Source organism: Rhodococcus sp. 7Tela_A2 (assembly GCF_049311045.1).
Lineage (GTDB): Bacteria > Actinomycetota > Actinomycetes > Mycobacteriales > Mycobacteriaceae > Rhodococcus.
Genome location: NZ_JAXION010000015.1, coordinates 1 through 17,120, shown reverse-complemented (window position 1 = coordinate 17,120; position 17,120 = coordinate 1). Strand labels below are relative to the sequence as shown.

Below are 17,120 nucleotides of genomic sequence, written 5' to 3'. Positions count from 1 at the left end.
CCATGCAGGGCGAAGCCCGCAGGCCCCATCTCCAGGTCGGCAGAAGTCCGAAATGCCTTGTTCAGCAGAGCCGTTCGCGACTGATCACACACCTCGCCCGAAAGCGCAGGCCCGTCGATGACCTCTACGACCTTGTCCCAAGACGTGATCAACACCGGTGACACCGCGTGGGTGCTGGTGTGCGCAGCCCTTGTGCTGTTCATGACACCGGGCCTGGCGTTCTTCTATGCCGGCATGGTGAGCAAGCGCAACACCCTCGTGATGTTGCAGCAGAATCTGATCGGGCTCGGCATCATCTCGCTCACCTGGTTCGCCTTCGGGTACAGCATCGCGTTCGGTAACGACCGAGGCAACGGGATCGTCGCCGATCTCGGATTCGTCGCACTCACCAACATCGACGACGCCCCCAAGCCGGACCTCCACGTGGTGACCGAAACCGTGGCGATCCCGACGCTGGCGTTCTTCGCGTATCAGTTGATGTTCGCGATCATCACCCCGGCGCTGGCCACCGGCGCAGTGGCCAATCGCCTCAAGGCCTTCGGGTGGGCAGTGTTCATCGCCATCTGGTCGGTGATCGTGTACGCACCCGTCGCGCACTGGTTGTGGGCCCCCACGGGATGGTTGACCAAGATGGGAGCGCAGGACTGGGCAGGTGGAATGGTTGTCCACGCGTCGGCGGGGGCTGCCGCACTCGGTCTGTTGATCGTCCTCGGGCGGCGCAAGGTGCGGCCCAACCGGGCACCCCTGCCGCACTCGGTCCCGTTGGTGATCGTGGGAGCGGGAATACTCTGGTTCGGCTGGTTCGGCTTCAACGCCGGTGACGGACTGCAGGCCAACGGAGTTGCCGCGCAGGCGCTGGTCAACACCCAGTTGGCGGGTGCCACTGCGATGCTTGTCTGGCTGGTGTTCGAGCGGTACCGGGAAGGCCATTCGACCGTGCTCGGAGCCGTGACCGGCGCGGTCGCCGGATTGGCGACCATCACTCCCGCCGCGGGTTATGTCAGCAGCTGGGCCGCGGTGGTCATCGGCGCCCTCGCCGGAGTGGTGTGCTACCTGGCACTCGGCCTGAAAAGGCTTCTGCACGTGGACGATGCGCTCGACGTGCTGGCGGTCCACTTCATCGGCGGCGTGTTCGGCACCCTGTGCGTCGGGTTCTTCGGGGAAGAAGCCATCAACTCGATCGGCCGAGACGGTCTGTTCCACGGTGGTGGATTGACACTGCTGGGTTATCAGGTCGTCGCACTGGCCTCGGTGATCGCCTACGCGCTGGTGCTCACCTTGGTGATCGCCTTCGCGATCGAGAAGACGATCGGACTTCGCGTCAGTGCCGAGGAAGAAGAACATCTCGACCTCAGCCAGCAGGGGATGAGCGCCTACCAGGAGGGCCCCACTCCCCCCGATCCCACGGCCGACGGGGCAACGGTTTCCGCGGCTCCGAAGCCGTTGGAGCCCGGGAACACGCTGTACCTGGTCACCGCGGTTCTCGACTCGGGTGGGGCCGCGGGCGTGGAACGGGAAGTGCTCGCCGCAGGTGCCCGCCGCGCGATGTTGTCCGAGGTATTCGTCACGACGGCTTCGTCGGTCGACCAGATGGTCCGAGGACAGAAACGAACCATGGATGTCACCCCACGGGTCCGCGCGGAAATCCTGACCCCTGCGGAGTCGCTGACCAGCGTGCGAAGCGCCCTGTCGGCGTTGGGCGACGACCTCGTCGAAATGACCGTCGTGCCGGTCGAGAGCGGATAGCACACCCGAGCGGTCGAGGGGCGTGCGGCGACTGTGCGCCGCACGCCTTATCGATGTCACGACCGGATTCGGCGATGATGTGTCCGCCGTCGAAGAACCACGACGCTGGTACGGAAATCCGGTCGGCCGTAATTCTGGACCTCGTGAAATACGTCCGGGCTTGCCGTTACCCGATACGGCGACCCGACCGCCGGCGGTCCACGCGCAATTCACCGACTCTCGCTCGGCTCCGAAACTGAACGCACGACAAAGAATTGCGATCCGTCCGTTTCGGTCTTTGTTCCGTCCGGAAATTGTGCAGCCGATTCGCACCACCGAGTCGACCATTCTTCGGATCCGCCGAAATGCAGTCTTCCACGGATCCGGCACACGAAGCCTTTCGTTCCCCGGTGGAGGGTCGGAGCAGCAGACGCGCGTCACTACAGCGTCGGGCGCCACGCATGCAGGCTGAACGACTGCACATATGAATAGATATTCAGTTCACGGACGACGACAACGACCGCTGTTCCTAATATCTGGAGGTTCGCCGGGTGTCGCCGCGCTTATCGGTCTCGGCGTCGGCGCTGCCGCGTCCGATGAAAAAACCAAAGGCCGAACTTCATTGCGGCTCCGGCGTATCGTCCGAGACAGCGAGCTCCGGCTCGTCGCCGGGAGATGCTCATCGAATCGGAACCTACGGCATTGCGGGAGCAGAAATGGATTTGACTCCACGAGAAATCGAAAAGCTTTACGTGTACCAGGTTGCAGAACTTGCACGCCGACGACGCGAACGGGGCACGAAGCTCAACGCCAGCGAGGCGACTGCGCTCATCAGCGAGGCGATCCTGGAAGGCGCTCGCGACGGACGCTCCGTTGCGGAAGTCATGGAGCTGGGAAGAACGATCGTCGCGGAGAAGGACTGCATGGGAGGCGTGCGGGAACGCCTGCCGCTCTTGCAGGTCGAAGCGACGTTCGTCGACGGGAGCAAGCTGGTCTCCTGCCACGACCCGATCGGGAACTGACGTGGCCGAACCCGCCGGGAAAGACGCCACCACGATTCTGGTCGCGGGCCACGAAAGCGCCGAAGGCGCGGACGTGCGGTACCTCGAACAGGCTCGCAACCGGTGGTTCGTCACCCCGATCGGCCGGCCGCTCCACAATCTGCTCACCCGCCATCTGGCGTCCGGAGACGGCCCGATCGTGGTCGTTCCCATGACGATGGGGCGTAATCCGACCTTGGTGGCCGACACCGCCAAGACGGTGCGGTGGCTGGCAGCGAGCGCACCGGAACGTCTCGCGCTGGCGGCGCCGTTCGGCAGCCCCGACCATCTGATCTCGTGGCTGCGCCTGGCGGCCACGGGTATTCGGAGCCGCTCGTCCGACGCCGCGATGGTGATCCAGGCCCCTTCCTCCGACCCTTTCGACGAGGCGGAACTGCACCGCGTCGCGCACCTGGTGCGCACCCACGGAGCAGGCAACGTAGTGGAGGTTGCCACGACACACACCGACGACGATCTTGCCGACGTTCTGCAACGGCTGCGACGGCTCGGCCACCCACACGCCGTAGTCGTTCCGGCAGGCTTTCGCCGGGAGTCCCCTGTTCCTTTGGACGACAGCAGGTTTACCGGCTGTGAGTTCTACGGACCGTTGATGAGCGAACAGGCAGCGATCCGCATCATCGATGCGCGCATCCGCGACGCAGTGCACGAACTCGCCCACGGCCGTACCGGAGTCGAGTCCGGCCTGATGGCGGACCACGGCCACGGCTACGCCCATTCGCACGCTTTCGACGACTCGCCGGACAGCGCGCACGGCCACGGACACGGACACGGACACGAGCACGCAGATCGGAGCCGTCCCGGCGACGATCCCGGCACCGAACACAGCCACCGACACCCCGCTACCGCGTCTTCACACTGACCGGCAGATCGACCCGACGGCGCGCTGCAGCACGCAACCGCTCCGCGAGGAAGGAATCATCATGGTAGCCAAGCCCACATACGACCACAGCGAAGACGACATCGAGATCAACGCGGGGCGCCGCAGCGTCACCCTGCAGGTGAGCAACACCGGAGATCGTGCAATCCAGATCGGGTCCCATTTCCATTTCTTCGAGGTCAACAAGGCGCTGCTGTTCGATCGTGAACTCGCCTACGGAATGCACCTGGATCTGCCCTCCGGGCTGGGGGTGCGCGTCGAGGCCGGCGACACCCGCGAGGTGACCCTCGTCGCGTACGCCGGCAACCGCCACGTCATCGGCTTCAACAACCTCGTCGACGGCGGTCTGGACTCCGAGGGCACAAAGATCCGTGCCATGGCGCTCATGAAGGAACTCGAGTACCAGGACGGCACACCCCAGGCGCGAGAGAGCAAGAGCACCTCGAAGAAGAAGAAGGGCGCAAAGTAATGGCAATCATCTCGCGCAAGCAATACACGGACCTCTTCGGACCCACGACGGGTGACCGAGTCACCCTCGCCGACACGAACCTCGTCATCGAGATCGAAAAAGACTTCAACGAGGGCAACTACGGCGACGAGATCGTCTACGGCGGCGGCAAGACGGCGCGCGACGGAATGGGCGCCGACCCCCAGGGAACCGATGCCCAGGGAGTGCTGGACCTCGTCATCACGAACGCGATCATCCTCGATCCGGTGCTCGGCGTCCTCAAGGGCGATATCGGAGTACGGGACGGAAAGATCGCCGGTGTCGGCAAATCCGGCAACCCGCATCTTCAGAAGGGCGTCGATCCCCGACTCGTCGTCGGGCCGGGTACCGAACTCCTCGCCGGTGAACATTGCATCGCGACGGCGGGCGGCTTCGACTCCCACGTGCACTACATTTCCCCGCAGCAGGGCGTGACGGCCCTGGCGAACGGAATCACCACCTTGTTCGGTGGCGGCACCGGACCGACGGACGGGACCAACGGTGTCACCACCACCCCCGGCGTCTGGAACCTCCACCGGATGCTCGAATCCGCTGAAGCGATGCCGGTCAACATGGGCTTCCTCGGAAAGGGGAACGGATCCCTGCCGGAGGCACTCTGTGAGCAGATCGAAGCAGGCGCGGCAGGTCTGAAGGTGCACGAGGACTACGGCGCCACACCCGCCGCGATCAGCAACGCACTCGACGTCGCCGACCGCTACGACATCCAGATCTCCGTACACACCGACACCCTCAACGAGTCGGGCTTCGTCGAGAACACTCTGGACGCGATCGACGGCCGGACGATCCACACGTTCCACAGCGAGGGCGCCGGCGGCGGACACGCACCCGACCTCATCAAGGTCACGGGTCACCCGAACGTGCTGCCGTCCTCCACCAACCCGACGCTCCCCTACACGGCCAATTCGGTGGATGAACTGCTCGACATGGTGATGGTGTGCCACCACCTGTCGCACGACATCCCGGAAGACGTCGCATTTGCGGACTCTCGCGTGCGTGCCGAGACGATCTCCGCCGAAACGGTGTTCCACGACGAAGGCATCATCTCGATGGTGTCCTCCGATTCACAGGCCATGGGCCGTATCGGCGAGTCCTTCATGCGTGCGTTCCAGATCGCACACCACTGCAAGGACAAGCGCGGCAAGCTGCCGGAGGACTCACCGGACAACGACAACTTCCGCGTGCTGCGCTACCTGGCGAAAATCACCATCAACCCCGCGATCACCCAGGGCGTCTCGGACTACATCGGGTCGCTCGAAGAAGGGAAGATGGCCGACATCGTGCTGTGGCCGACGACGTCGTTCGCCGCCAAGCCCAAGGTGATCGTCAAAGGCGGCCTGATCAACTGGGGTCTGATGGGTGAACCGAACGCGTCGCTGCCCACGCCGCAGCCGGTGTACTACCGCCCGATGTTCGGTGCGCAGGGCAGGGCATTGCAGTCCACGAGAGCCACGTTCATGTCGAAGGCGGCGATCGCGAACGGTGTGCCCGAAAAGCTGGGGCTGGAGAGTCAGGTGCTGCCGGTGAAGAGGTGCCGCAACATCGGAAAGCAGCACATGGTGCGCAACACCGCCACCCCGGTCGTCGAAGTCGATCCCGAGACCTACGACGTCACGTACGACGGAAAACCGGCGGCGATCGATCCTGCGCAGACCCTCCCGCTCACGCAGATGTTCTTCCTGGCCTGAGGTGACACGGTGACGTCCGATATTCGCCAGTTGCTGACGAGTCTGCAGTTCTCGGACTCGGCGTTCCCGAGCGGCTTCTACACCATGTCGCACGGACTGGAGGGTTACAGTCAGGCCCGCCTCGTCGACCCCGGTGAGGTGCAGGACCTGTTGTGTTCGTTGCTCGTCCACACGGTCGGGCCCGGGGACGCGACAGCCCTCGCCGCCGCACATCGGGCGGCGGGGGCGGGTGACTGGGAGCTCGTCGAGGAAATCGATCACCGCCTGTTCGCGTCCAAGTTGAATGCCGAGATGCGACGGGCGTCCGTACGCAGCGGTCACCAGCTCGCGGACCTTGCCGACGTGGTGCTCGGCAGCGACGCGCTGGACGAGTACCAACGGCGAGTGAAGGCGCGGGCCACGCCGGGATGCCAGCCGGTGGTGTCCGCTCTCATCTACTCGGCGACCGGCGTCGGAACGGGCATCGCGGTGGCCTCCGATCTCTCCGCATTCGCGGTGAGTTTCGTGGGCGCCGCGCTGCGCCTCCGGCTGGCCGATCACCGGCAGGCGCAGGTGATTCTGCACGCCGTCGGCCCGGTGATCGAGCAGGTGGCACACGACGCCGCCGAACGTGACGTGCACGATCTCGGAGGCTTCGCACCGATGGCCGACATCATGTCCGCACAGCACGAACGGGCCGAGGCGCGCCTGTTCGCCAGTTGACCGCGCATACCGAAGAGCGGCCGGCCGAAGCGCCGGCCCCGTGAAGATCCGAGGGGAACGAAAACTATGGGTGACAACGCATTGAGGATCGGTATCGGGGGACCGGTGGGATCGGGGAAGACGGCACTGACCGAAGCGCTTGTGCCCCTGCTCATCGCAGCCGGACGCACTCCGGGTGTCATCACGAACGACATCTATACCCAGGAGGACGCGCAGCACGTCCGGCGCGAACTCGACGGGGTGCTCGACCCCGAACGGGTGGTGGGCGTCGAGACCGGCGCGTGCCCGCACACGGCCGTGCGCGACGACCCGACGATGAATCTCGCCGTCGGAGAGGAATTGCTGCAGCGATTCCCGGATATCGACACGCTGATCTACGAATCCGGTGGGGACAATCTCACTCTCACGTTCTCGCCCTCGCTGGCCGACGTCTTCGTGTTCGTCCTCGACACGGCGGAAGGCGAGAAGATGCCGCGTAAGCGGGGTCCGGGCATCACCGACAGCGACATCCTGGTGATCAACAAGATCGACATCGCACAGTATGTCCGGACGGATCTCGGCGTGATGGAGAGTGACGCCATCCGGGTACGCGATGGCGCCCCCGTCGTCCTCACCAACTCGCTCACCGGCGAAGGCCTGGACGTGCTCCTCGACCAGATCTTGTCGTTGTGGAACGGCGCACGGACCGAACTCGTCTGATGACGGCCGACATCTCGACGGGCAGGGCCCTCGATCCCGGGGCGGATCCGAACGCGCCCCGGGGCTTGGCACCCGTGAGCCCATTACCCGTCCGCCCGGTGCACCCCGGTGGATATCGGCTCCAGCCGGACTACTTCGAGCCCGTCCGGGTGCCGGCCGAGGTACTCCGGTATGCGGGCGGTGACTCGCCTCTCCCGGTCGGGAGCCCGGGCAAGGTCGGTATCCTCCAACTCGGTTTCGAGCACAACCAGGACCGGGACCGCACCGAACTCGTGCAGCACTATCAGAAGTCACCGCTGCAGATCATGCGCCCGCTGTACTTCGATCCGTTGCGCCCCGATGTTCCGTACACGTACGTGATGTCCTCGGGCGGCGGCATTCTCCAGGCGGACCGGTTGCGCACCGATCTCACATTCGGGACAGGCACCTCGGCACATGTGACGACGCAGGCGCAAACCAGGGTGTATCGGATGGACTACGACTACGCGTCGTCCGTCACGAACATCTCGGTGGGGGCCGGTGCGTACACCGAGTACCTGCCCGAACCCGTGGTTCCGTTCGCCGGATCGCGCTTCTACCAGCACACCTCGGTGACGCTCGACGAATCGGCCACGCTCCTTCTCGGGGAGACCGTGTATGCCGGACGGCTCGCCCGCGACGAGCGCCACAGGTACGAGGTCTACGCGTCCGACGTCGAAGTCCGGCGGCCCGGCGGTCGTCTCGTGGCACTCGACCGGGTCCGGCTGTGTCCCGGCGAGGATCACGATTCCGCCGCAGCACCGAGTCTCGGCGTCCTGGCCGACCACGACATCCTCGCGATGTTGTACGTGTTCACTCCGCTGGTGCCGGTCGCCGTGCTCGCGGATCTGCTCCACGACGCGCTGGCCGCCACTCTGCCGGACGGCTTGTTCGGTGTGAGTGCGCTGCCGAACGACGCCGGCGTCTGGATGCGCTTGGTCGCCAACGATCCTGTCACGGTGGCCCGCGCCACTCACGCGGCGGCGGGAGCGGCTCACGAAGCACTCACGGGGTTCGCCGCTCCGGCGATCCGCAAGATGTAGGGGCGCTCGACGGTCACCGATCCATACCGGATGCACGGCGAAGGAGCTGGACATGACTACGGGAACTGCACCGCAGGATTCCATGGCCTCACCGCGCTCCTGGCTGGTGGGGTTCGGCCACGGTCCGTCACAGATCTATTTCCAGGCGAACATCTACACCTCGCTGCTCATCATGGTGGCCTTCGTCGTCGCCAGCTGGCAGATGGCAGTGCTGGTGGCGATCGGCTGTGTGGCACAGACCTTTACCGGGTGGGTCATCCGTACGAAAGCGTCCGACCTGATCTTCGGTATGCAAGGTTTCTCCGGGGCCCTGGTCGGCGCTGCGACCTTTGCCACCCTCGGCAGCCAGTGGTTCTCGTACCCCATCGCACTCGTCGGCGGGGCGCTTGCCGCACCGGTCACGTGGCTGGTCAATGCACTGTTCATGCGGACACCGCTGAAGATCTACGGACTCCCGTCGACGACGGCACCGTTCTGCATCGTGGCGACGATCATCCATTTCGGTTTCGAACGCTGGTGGGTCGAATCGTCGTCGATGACCATCGACTCGACCACGGTGGCGTTCTTCCGGTCGTTGCTGACCAACGTCTCGGAAGTGGTTCTGGTCGACAATGTCTGGGCCGGTGCCCTCATCCTCATCGGCCTGTTCATTGCGAATTGGAAGGTCGGTCTGGCGGGTTTGCTCGGTAGTGTCGTCGGCACGCTGTGTGCCCTCGCACTGGGCGAGAGCCTCACCGAGACAGGAAACGGTCTGAGCGGGTATTCCGGTGTGCTCACCGCGATCGCGCTCTCCGTGACCTTCTTGAAGGAGAGTGTTGTCTCCTGGGTCCTCGCGCTGATCGGCACCGTCGTCACCGCAGTCGTCACCCTGTGGATGCACGACCTCGGGGTTCCCACCTACACGTGGCCGTACATTCTCACCACGTGGGTGTTCCTGGTGATCGCGCACTACATTCCCTCTGCCGAGCGTCCCTGACGACAGCACGCGCAACGAACCGCGTTCGGAGGAGCATCCACGACATGAGCGCCACCGGAGAAGCGGGACCCCTGTTCCCGGACCGCAATCTCGCCTTGGAACTGGTCCGCGTGACGGAAGCCGGCGCACTGGCATCCGGCCGGTGGGTCGGACGCGGCGACAAAGAAGGCGGGGACGGTGCGGCGGTCGACGCGATGCGCATCATGCTGTCGACCGTGACCATGAGGGGCGTCGTCGTGATCGGCGAAGGCGAGAAGGACGAAGCACCGATGCTGTTCAACGGCGAGTTGGTCGGCGACGGCACCGGACCGGAGTGCGATTTCGCGGTCGACCCGGTAGAGGGCACCACACTGATGGCCGCCGGCGCGCCGAATTCGCTGAGCGTCGTGGCGGTAGCCGAGCGCGGGGCCATGTTCGACCCCTCGTCGGTGTTCTACATGAACAAGATCGCGGTGGGCCCGGACGCGGCAGACGCCGTGGACATCACCGCTCCGGTGTCCGAGAACATCTCGCGCGTCGCCGCCGCGCTCGGCACGTCGGTCGCGGACCTGACCGTGGCCGTGCTCGACCGGCCGCGTCACACCGAACTGGTCGACCGGATCCGCCGGGCCGGCGCGCGGGTGCGGTTGCTGCCGGAGGGGGCCGTCCCGGCGGCAATTCCCGCTGCGCGCCCCACCTCCGGTATCGATATGGCGATGGGCATAGGCGGCACACCGGAAGGCATCCTCGCGGCAGCGGCGGTGCGGTGCCTGGGAGGAACGATTCAAGCGCAACTGACTCCCCGGGACGCCGGCGAACGCGGGCAGATTCAGGCCGCGGGGCACGATACCGATCGGGTCCTCCACACGACGGACCTGGTCGGCGGCGCGAACGTGTTCTTCGCCGCCACGGGAGTCACCGACGGGCCGCTGTTGCGTGGCGTGCGGTACTTCGGCGGAAACCGCGCGGGCACTCAATCGATCGTGATGCGCAGCAAGTCCGGCACCGTCCGGATCATCGAGGCCGAGCACCGACTGGATTTTCCCGGTCCCCACAGCGAGGCCGCACGGACGTGAACCGGAGCAACGGACCGGGGCGCTCCCCCGGCGAACTCGGATTCAGATCGACGTGCCGATCCACAACCCGATTCCTGCGGCGGCGAGGGCCAGCACCAGCATCACCACACCGCTGATGAACGAATCCCCGTATCGGCGCTCCTTGATCAGTTGCACCGTCTCGTAACTCGCCGTACTGAATGTGGTGTATCCACCGAGGAATCCGGTTCCGATGACATAGCTGGCGTCGGTGGAGACGAGATGCTCGACCGTGAGTCCCGTGAGGAATCCCAGGACGAGCGATCCCGACACGTTGATGATGGTCGTCGCCCACGCGAACTTCGTCTTCATGTGTGCACGGATGAAACCGTCCAGGACGAAGCGCACGACTGCTCCGACCCCACCCGCGATACTCAGCGTGATGAAGATGAGCGGCGTCACGATGTCATCCCTCCCCCGGCGGGCGGCGTCATGCGCGCGTTGACGCTACTGGCAACCGCAATTCCCGCCCAGGTGGCGCACGCACCGACGATCAGTGTCCCGACCACGTACACCACGCCCTGCCAGATGTATCCGTCCCGGAAGAGCACCGCCGTGTCGGTCGCAAGCGAACTGTAAGTGGTGAAACCGCCGCAGAATCCGGTTCCCAGAAGGAGCTTCAGATTCTTCCCCGTGGGCTTCGCGCTGTCGATCCGGGTGACGGCTTCGTACAGATAGCCGAGGAGAAATGCACCGACGATGTTCACGACGGCGATCGCGATCGGGACTTCGCCGAGTTTCGGGATAGCCAGCGAAACGCCTTCGCGGCTGCCGGCCCCGAACAGGCCTCCGATCGCTACCAGTCCGATCGAGGCCCATTGCAGATAGGCGGGCCGCCCGTTACTCATTCCCGCGCTCCCGCATGTCGGGTGCGCGAGGACTTCGGCCGAAGATCCATCCTCCCAGGCTAACCGAGCGAGCCGGGTACCACGGCGCTTTGCCTACGTGCTCCGGGCGACCGCGTCGAACCGATCGATGTCCTCACGACGGCATACGCGGCTTCCGGCGGTCAACAGCGCTGCGGTGCCGCACGCGACACCCAGCGCCAGCGCGTCGCGCAGCGTGCGTTCCTGCAGTAGTCCGACGACGAGTCCGGCGACCATGCTGTCACCGGCACCCACGGCGCTCCGTACCTCCACCTCCAGCGCGGGCACCTCGACGGCGTCGTCGGCGGTGACCATGATGGCGCCGTCGGGGCCGAGCGACACCACCACGATCTCCGCGACTCCGCGCTCGACCAGTTCGCGCGAGGCCTCGATCCGGTCGTCCGTGCCGGGCAGGTCCCGGCCGACCCACTCGCACAGTTCGCCCAGCGACGGCTTGACGAGGAACACCCCGGACTCGATGCTCGCCAGAGCCTCTCCCGACGAGTCGAGCACGAAGCGCGCCCCGGCGGCGTGGGCGACTTCCGCGACCCGGTGGACGAACGCCCCGGAGACGCCGGGCGGGAAGCTGCCGCTGGCCACGAGATACTGTGCGCCTCGGGCTGCTTCGGTGAGCACCGCCAGGCAACGCTCCTGTTCGTCGCGAGTCAGGTCCGGCCCCGGTGTGACGAACCGGTATTCGTGCCCGGTCTTGCGGTCGATCGCGGTGAAGCATTCGCGGGTGTCGTCGACGATGGGCACGACATACGCGTCGACGTGGTCGTCGTCGAGCAGCCCGCTCATCTGCCGGCCCCGTGCGCCACCTACCGGGAACACCGCTCCCGCCGACGCACCGAGCACACGCGCGACCTTGGCGACGTTGATGCCTCCACCCCCCGCGTCGTAGAACGGCTCCTCGCACCGGAGCTTGCGGGTGGGTACGACTTCCTCGGCGAAGGTGGTGACATCGAGGGCCGGATTCATGGTCAGGGTGACGATATCGGGCATACCGAAACCCTAGCCGTGCGACAGGACACCCGACGAGTCCGGCAGAGTCCTCGTACGTGTTGTCCCGTCGGGATGTCTCAGTCGCGCGGTTTGCGCAGAGCCGCCATGAACATCGCGTCCGTGCCGTGCCGGTGCGTCCACAACTGCACACCCGGTCCGTCACCGAGTTTCGGCACACCCGGGAGGAGTTCCCTCGTGTCGAGTTGTTCGACCCCGTACCGGCGGACCGCGTCGGACACCACCCCGACGGTCTCCGAGACGTGCGGCGAGCAGGTGGAATACAACACCACGCCACCGGGACGCAGCAGACCGATCGCCGCGCCGAGAAGCTCTTTCTGCAGTTTGACGAGGTCGGCCACATCTTCGGGCCTACGGCGCCAGCGCGACTCGGGCCGGCGGCGCAGCGACCCGAGCCCGGTGCAGGGTGCATCGACCAGGATCCGGTCGTACCCGGGCTCGAGACCCGAGTCGCGGCCGTCCGCGACATGCACGACCACCGGGAGATCACGCGCGGTCTTGCGGACCAGGTCGGCACGGTGCTCGACGGGTTCGACCGCATCCACCGAGAATCCGTCCAGCGCGGCGAGAGCGCCGAGCAGGGCCGCCTTGCCACCGGGTCCGGCGCACAGATCGAGCCAGCGCCCCGTGTCCTCGCCGAGCAGCGGAGCCAGCGTGAGCGCTCGCGCGACGAGCTGGCTGCCTTCGTCCTGCACCGCGGCCATGCCCTCGCGGACCGGCTCGAGCCGACCGGGATCGCCGTGTTCGATGTGCACCGCGTACGGCGACCACGGACCGATCTCGCCGCCGGTCACGAGTGCAAGCTCCTCAGCGGTGATCACACCGGGCCGGGCGACAAGATGCACGATCGGACGGGCGTCGTCGGCCGCGAGCACGTCGGCGAGTTCCCCTGCGTCGGCACCGAGGGAATGCACGAATGCCTGGGCGATCCACAGCGGGTGCGCGTACCGGAACGCCAGGTGCCCCACCGGGTCGCGCTCGGGGTCGGGTGCGAGCAGGTCGATCCACTCGTCCTCGGTTCGTTCCCCCACTCGCCTCAGCACGGCATTGACGAATCCTGCTCGTCCCGAACCGAATTCGGTGCGGACGAGGTCGACGCTGGTCGCCACGGCGGCGTGCGGGGCGACCCTGGTCCGTAACAACTGATAGGTGCCCAGCCGCAGCACGTCGAGCAGCGCGCCGTCGATCTCGTCGACGGGACGGTTGGCGGCATCGGCGATGACGGCGTCGAGCAGTCCCTGCGCGCGTGCCGCCCCGTAGGTGAGTTCGGTGGCCAGCGCCGCGTCACGAGAGTCCAGTTTGCGTTCGCGAAGGAGGGCCGGCAGCACCAGATTGGCGTAGGCATCGCGCTCGCGGACCGCGCGCAGCACGTCCCGGGCCGCGGTGCGGGCCGGATCCACCGCCGACTGGGTGGGACGGCGAGTCTGCCGCGGGGCGGTGTTGCGCCCGGTATGTCCGCCCGGCTTCTGCCCTGAACGCCGGGCCGGTTTGCGAGCTTCACTCATTGCGCACGTACTTTCGAGTCGAGTCGGGCGCCGCGCGCCCAATCTGCTGCTGCCATCGGTTTCTTGCCGGGGGGCTGCACGGTGCCGAGCCGCACCGCGGTGGACCCTGTCCCGACGAGCAGACCGTTCTTGAGGACCGCGAGTTCGCCGGGTTCGAGCGTCTCGTCGACGGGGGTCACCGGCCCGAGCTTGACTCGCAGGTCGCCGATCATGGTCCACGCGCCCGGCGCCGGGGTGACCGCGCGGACGTGGCGGTCGACCACGTGCGCAGGCCGCGTCCAGTCGACCCGTGCGGCGTCCACGGTGACCTTCGGGGCGTGGGAAACACCCTCGGCGGGTTGCGGCGCGGGAACGAGGATGCCGTCCTCGAGACCGTCGAGCGTCGATTCGAGCAGCGTTGCACCGGCCTCCGCGAGACGACCCAGCAGATCACCGGCGGTGTCGGTGGGCCGGATCATCTCGGTCACCACGCCGTACACCGGGCCCGTGTCGAGACCGGCTTCGAGCCGGAACGTGCTGGCTCCGGTGATCTCGTCACCCGCGGCGATCGCGGCTTGCACCGGTGCTGCTCCGCGCCATGCGGGGAGCAGAGAGAAGTGCAGGTTCACCCAGCCGTACCGGGGGATCTCCAGCACGGCGGGCGGGATCAACGCTCCGTATGCGACGACGGGGCAGCAATCGGGCTGGAGTTCGGTGAGACGGGCGATGAATTCGGGGTCGCGAGGTGCCTGCGGAGCAAGCACCTCGATACCGTGCTCGTCGGCGACCTGCCCCACTTCGGATCGGACCGCCTTCCGGCCGCGACCGGCGGTGGTGTCGGGCCGCGTCACGACCGCGACGACCTCGTGGCGGGGCGAGGCGATGAGCCGCCGCAGCGCCGGCACCGCGGGGCCGGGAGTACCTGCGAACACCACCCGCATGTCAGAGCACCGCCGGTGCGGGTGGGCGCACTGCGATGCGGAAGCTAACCGGCGGGTGTGTCACGAATACTGCTCCAGGGTTCGGCGACGATGGCTCCCCCATTCTAGGGAGTCGGTCGCCCACACCGACACGGTGTCGCCACCACGGCCCAGTAGTCTCGCCGGGTATGCAGCAACGACGCCTCACCACCGGCCCTCTCCTCGACGACAGCGGAACGCTCATCGAGACCGGATGGAGCGCGAGCGAGGAACGTCGGTACGACCGCCGGAAGGTCTCGGCGTCCGGTCTGCGCGTCAAGGAATGGGACTACTACTGCGTCCTGTCCGACGGCGATTCCGGCCCCTACGGCATCGCTCTGACCGTGGCCGACAACGGCTACATGGGTCTGCTCGGCGTCAGTTGGCTCGACCTCGCCGGGCCGGCAGACGTCACGGAGAACACGATGATCCCCTTTCCGCGCGGCCGAATGGGCTTGCCCGCGAGCGCCGACTCGGGCGATGTGGTGGTTCGCCGCGGCGACGTGCACATCGAGTATCGGAACGAGGGACAGGCACGACGGCTGATCGTCGACCATCCCGGGTTCGGCGGAGGCCGCGGGCTGTCGGGTGAGCTGGTGCTGACTCAGCCGCCGATGGACCGGATGGTGATCGCCACCCCGTTCCCGTCCAGCCCGAAGGCCTTCTACTACAACCAGAAGATCAACTGCCTGCCCGCCCGGGGCAGCGTGACGGTCGACGGCCGCGAGCACCTGTTCGACCCCGCGACAGCGTTCGGCGTGTTCGACTGGGGCCGGGGAGTCTGGACCTACGACAACACCTGGTACTGGGGTTCGGCGTCCGGCCTGCACGACGGACTGCCCTTCGGCTTCAACATCGGCTACGGGTTCGGGGACACCGGCGCGGCGAGCGAGAACGTGGTCTTCCATGACGATGTCGCCCACAAACTCGACCGCGTGCAGTTCCACCTGCCGGTCGGCACGCACGACGGTGCGCCGTGGCGATTCACCAGCAACGACCACCGTTTCGAGATGGAGTTCGTGCCGATTCACGATCGGGCCGCGGACGTGAACGCTCTCGTTCTCCGTTCGACCCAGCATCAGGTGTTCGGCCGCTATACCGGCTTCGTCGTCCTCGACGACGGTAGCCGGCTCGAGATCGAGAACCTCCTCGGTTTCGCGGAAAAGGTGCGCAACCGCTGGTGACCGGTCGATGCCGACCGTTTCCGCGGTGACCGGTGCGCTCAGAAGTTGGCCTGGCGGACGACCTCCGGGATTCCGGTTCCCAGCGCAACCCGGGTGCACGTGCCCAATGCGACTCGATCGGGATCGAGGGCATGCCGGATCAGTTGCAACGTGAATTCGTCGTAGACCATGTTGAAGTGGCCGGTCCGATTCTGTGGACACAGATCCTGGACGACGAGATTGACCGCACCTTCTCCGCGCAACGCAACGTTGTCGGCGGGTTGGATCACTTCGTCGAATCGGGTTCCGATGGTGGTGTACTGCACGCCGGGAACGGTGTCGCTCGGCGCGTTCAATTCGGTGAGCAGTACCGAACCTTGGAGTTGCTCCGCAAGCGCCACCGAGAATTCGCCCTCGAGGAAGTCGGTTGCGCCGGGTAACGCGGCGATCGCGGTCGCGAGACCGTAGAAGGTGCCGCCGTAGCTGGGAGACGCCACCCCGACCCAGCGGTCGACCACGTGGGCGCCTCCGAGTTTGTTGATGTAATAGCGGGTGACGACCGCGCCTTGCGAATACCCGACGACGTCGACTTCGGTAGCTCCGGTCTCGGCCCGGACCCGCTCCACGAACTCGCCGAATTGTGCTGCGGACACCCGGATCTCACCCGTGCCGTACGACTCGGCCCCGGCCGCCAAACCGTAGTTCACCGCGAAGACGCACCGCCCGGATGCAGCGAGAAGGGGTGTGAGTGCGGCGAAGTCGGAGTAGCTGTTGGAGTCGGTCCCGTGCGCAAGCACCACCGGCCGGGGGTTCTCCGGCGAGAGCACACACGAGAAGTCGTTCGTCTGCGGCGGCACCGCGCCGGGATTGTTCTCCGCGTATTCGGCAGCCTCCGCGTGGGTTACCGCCGGCGGCCCCGGCACCACGGGCACAGAGGATGAGGACCCCGTCACCCCGACGAGCGGTTGCGCACCCGCCACTCCCGCCGTGAACGCGGCAACGCACAGAGCCGCGAGCCCGGCCGACCACACTCGTCGGACCACCATGTGACGCCTCCTGTCGCAACGCGGTCGTGCCACGTCATCGAAACAAGGGTTCGATCACAAACGACTGCAACTGTATCTGTTAAAGATACTAAGCCCACCGATGATCATCGCGCTGTCACTTGAACGAGGGACAGTTTCCCGAGCCGGAACACGAGCGAACGAGCACAACAGAACCGGCCCCGCCCCCGCCCCCGCACGGGCCGGGGCGCGCC

General features: G+C 66.3%; 17 protein-coding genes. 11 read left to right on the top strand and 6 right to left on the bottom strand.

Annotation, left to right across the window (positions count from 1 at the left end):
• Nucleotides 1–117 precede the first annotated feature (117 nt).
• The 10 genes from TVH25_RS04870 to glpX all read left to right on the top strand — a co-directional run bounded on the left by TVH25_RS04870 (nucleotide 118) and on the right by glpX (nucleotide 10,349).
• Entirely contained in the window at nucleotides 118–1,746 is a 1,629-nt protein-coding gene (locus TVH25_RS04870) for an ammonium transporter (protein ID WP_296550767.1), read from the top strand.
• Nucleotides 1,747–2,441: 695 nt separating this feature from the next.
• A complete protein-coding gene (locus TVH25_RS04865) occupies nucleotides 2,442–2,747 on the top strand; it encodes an urease subunit gamma (protein WP_169621845.1) in 306 nt (101 codons plus the stop codon).
• Nucleotide 2,748: 1 nt separating this feature from the next.
• Complete coding sequence (locus TVH25_RS04860; protein WP_422423485.1) at nucleotides 2,749–3,645, top strand: sirohydrochlorin chelatase; 897 nt, start codon at nucleotides 2,749–2,751, stop codon at nucleotides 3,643–3,645.
• 61 nt (nucleotides 3,646–3,706) lie between these two features.
• On the top strand, nucleotides 3,707–4,132 hold the full coding sequence (gene ureB, locus TVH25_RS04855; RefSeq protein ID WP_296550769.1) for an urease subunit beta: 426 nt from the start codon (nucleotides 3,707–3,709) through the stop codon (nucleotides 4,130–4,132).
• The gene (gene ureC / locus TVH25_RS04850) at nucleotides 4,132–5,856 is read left to right on the top strand and encodes an urease subunit alpha (protein ID WP_169621841.1); all 1,725 of its coding nucleotides are present in this window, start codon (nucleotides 4,132–4,134) and stop codon (nucleotides 5,854–5,856) included. The genes ureB and ureC overlap by 1 nt, the downstream gene beginning before the upstream one ends.
• A 9-nt stretch (nucleotides 5,857–5,865) precedes the next feature.
• Nucleotides 5,866–6,558, top strand: coding sequence for an urease accessory protein UreF (locus TVH25_RS04845; protein WP_346765165.1), 693 nt, complete (start codon nucleotides 5,866–5,868; stop codon nucleotides 6,556–6,558).
• A 66-nt stretch (nucleotides 6,559–6,624) separates the two neighbouring features.
• Nucleotides 6,625–7,257, top strand: coding sequence for an urease accessory protein UreG (ureG, locus tag TVH25_RS04840; RefSeq protein WP_169621839.1), 633 nt, complete (start codon nucleotides 6,625–6,627; stop codon nucleotides 7,255–7,257).
• A 74-nt stretch (nucleotides 7,258–7,331) separates the two neighbouring features.
• A complete protein-coding gene (locus tag TVH25_RS04835) occupies nucleotides 7,332–8,318 on the top strand; it encodes an urease accessory protein UreD (RefSeq protein WP_206037113.1) in 987 nt (328 codons plus the stop codon).
• A gap of 52 nt (nucleotides 8,319–8,370) precedes the next feature.
• Nucleotides 8,371–9,294 carry an urea transporter gene (locus tag TVH25_RS04830; protein ID WP_169652147.1) on the top strand — a complete coding sequence of 308 codons (924 nt, stop codon included), beginning with the start codon at nucleotides 8,371–8,373 and terminating at the stop codon, nucleotides 9,292–9,294.
• A gap of 44 nt (nucleotides 9,295–9,338) precedes the next feature.
• Complete coding sequence (glpX, locus tag TVH25_RS04825; RefSeq protein WP_422423484.1) at nucleotides 9,339–10,349, top strand: class II fructose-bisphosphatase; 1,011 nt, start codon at nucleotides 9,339–9,341, stop codon at nucleotides 10,347–10,349.
• 42 nt (nucleotides 10,350–10,391) lie between these two features.
• Here glpX and crcB read toward each other — a convergent pair whose 3' ends face one another.
• From crcB to fmt, 5 genes are all read right to left on the bottom strand, one after another.
• Nucleotides 10,392–10,769: a fluoride efflux transporter CrcB gene (gene crcB / locus TVH25_RS04820; protein ID WP_169621833.1), complete on the bottom strand. Its 378-nt coding sequence runs from the start codon at nucleotides 10,767–10,769 to the stop codon at nucleotides 10,392–10,394.
• Nucleotides 10,766–11,215 carry a fluoride efflux transporter FluC gene (locus TVH25_RS04815; protein WP_169652149.1) on the bottom strand — a complete coding sequence of 150 codons (450 nt, stop codon included), beginning with the start codon at nucleotides 11,213–11,215 and terminating at the stop codon, nucleotides 10,766–10,768. The genes crcB and TVH25_RS04815 overlap by 4 nt, the downstream gene beginning before the upstream one ends.
• A 93-nt stretch (nucleotides 11,216–11,308) precedes the next feature.
• Complete coding sequence (locus TVH25_RS04810) at nucleotides 11,309–12,238, bottom strand: 1-phosphofructokinase family hexose kinase (protein WP_422423482.1); 930 nt, start codon at nucleotides 12,236–12,238, stop codon at nucleotides 11,309–11,311.
• Nucleotides 12,239–12,315: 77 nt separating this feature from the next.
• Entirely contained in the window at nucleotides 12,316–13,761 is a 1,446-nt protein-coding gene (locus TVH25_RS04805) for an RsmB/NOP family class I SAM-dependent RNA methyltransferase (RefSeq protein WP_422423481.1), read from the bottom strand.
• Nucleotides 13,758–14,681, bottom strand: a complete 924-nt coding sequence (gene fmt / locus TVH25_RS04800) for a methionyl-tRNA formyltransferase (RefSeq protein WP_422423480.1) — start codon at nucleotides 14,679–14,681, stop codon at nucleotides 13,758–13,760. Before fmt ends, TVH25_RS04805 begins: the two co-directional genes overlap by 4 nt.
• 167 nt (nucleotides 14,682–14,848) lie before the next feature.
• On the opposite strand from fmt, the gene TVH25_RS04795 reads away from it, so the two are divergent.
• Nucleotides 14,849–15,883, top strand: a complete 1,035-nt coding sequence (locus TVH25_RS04795) for a DUF2804 domain-containing protein (protein WP_422423479.1) — start codon at nucleotides 14,849–14,851, stop codon at nucleotides 15,881–15,883.
• 38 nt (nucleotides 15,884–15,921) lie between these two features.
• On the opposite strand, the gene TVH25_RS04790 is transcribed toward TVH25_RS04795, so the two are convergent.
• On the bottom strand, nucleotides 15,922–16,908 hold the full coding sequence (locus TVH25_RS04790) for an esterase/lipase family protein (protein WP_169621825.1): 987 nt from the start codon (nucleotides 16,906–16,908) through the stop codon (nucleotides 15,922–15,924).
• Nucleotides 16,909–17,120 lie beyond the last annotated feature (212 nt).

What these genes read in the sequence shown, in the direction of transcription:
- TVH25_RS04870 (WP_296550767.1), top strand. Translation starts at nt 118, where the DNA reads ATGACCTCTACGACCTTGTCCCAAGACGTGATCAACACCGGTGACACC.
- TVH25_RS04865 (WP_169621845.1), top strand. Translation starts at nt 2,442, where the DNA reads ATGGATTTGACTCCACGAGAAATCGAAAAGCTTTACGTGTACCAGGTT.
- ureB (WP_296550769.1), top strand. Translation starts at nt 3,707, where the DNA reads ATGGTAGCCAAGCCCACATACGACCACAGCGAAGACGACATCGAGATC.
- ureC (WP_169621841.1), top strand. Translation starts at nt 4,132, where the DNA reads ATGGCAATCATCTCGCGCAAGCAATACACGGACCTCTTCGGACCCACG.
- ureG (WP_169621839.1), top strand. Translation starts at nt 6,625, where the DNA reads ATGGGTGACAACGCATTGAGGATCGGTATCGGGGGACCGGTGGGATCG.
- TVH25_RS04830 (WP_169652147.1), top strand. Translation starts at nt 8,371, where the DNA reads ATGACTACGGGAACTGCACCGCAGGATTCCATGGCCTCACCGCGCTCC.
- glpX (WP_422423484.1), top strand. Translation starts at nt 9,339, where the DNA reads ATGAGCGCCACCGGAGAAGCGGGACCCCTGTTCCCGGACCGCAATCTC.
- TVH25_RS04815 (WP_169652149.1), bottom strand. Translation starts at nt 11,215, where the DNA reads ATGAGTAACGGGCGGCCCGCCTATCTGCAATGGGCCTCGATCGGACTG.
- TVH25_RS04810 (WP_422423482.1), bottom strand. Translation starts at nt 12,238, where the DNA reads ATGCCCGATATCGTCACCCTGACCATGAATCCGGCCCTCGATGTCACC.
- TVH25_RS04805 (WP_422423481.1), bottom strand. Translation starts at nt 13,761, where the DNA reads ATGAGTGAAGCTCGCAAACCGGCCCGGCGTTCAGGGCAGAAGCCGGGC.
- fmt (WP_422423480.1), bottom strand. Translation starts at nt 14,681, where the DNA reads ATGCGGGTGGTGTTCGCAGGTACTCCCGGCCCCGCGGTGCCGGCGCTG.
- TVH25_RS04795 (WP_422423479.1), top strand. Translation starts at nt 14,849, where the DNA reads ATGCAGCAACGACGCCTCACCACCGGCCCTCTCCTCGACGACAGCGGA.
- TVH25_RS04790 (WP_169621825.1), bottom strand. Translation starts at nt 16,908, where the DNA reads ATGGTGGTCCGACGAGTGTGGTCGGCCGGGCTCGCGGCTCTGTGCGTT.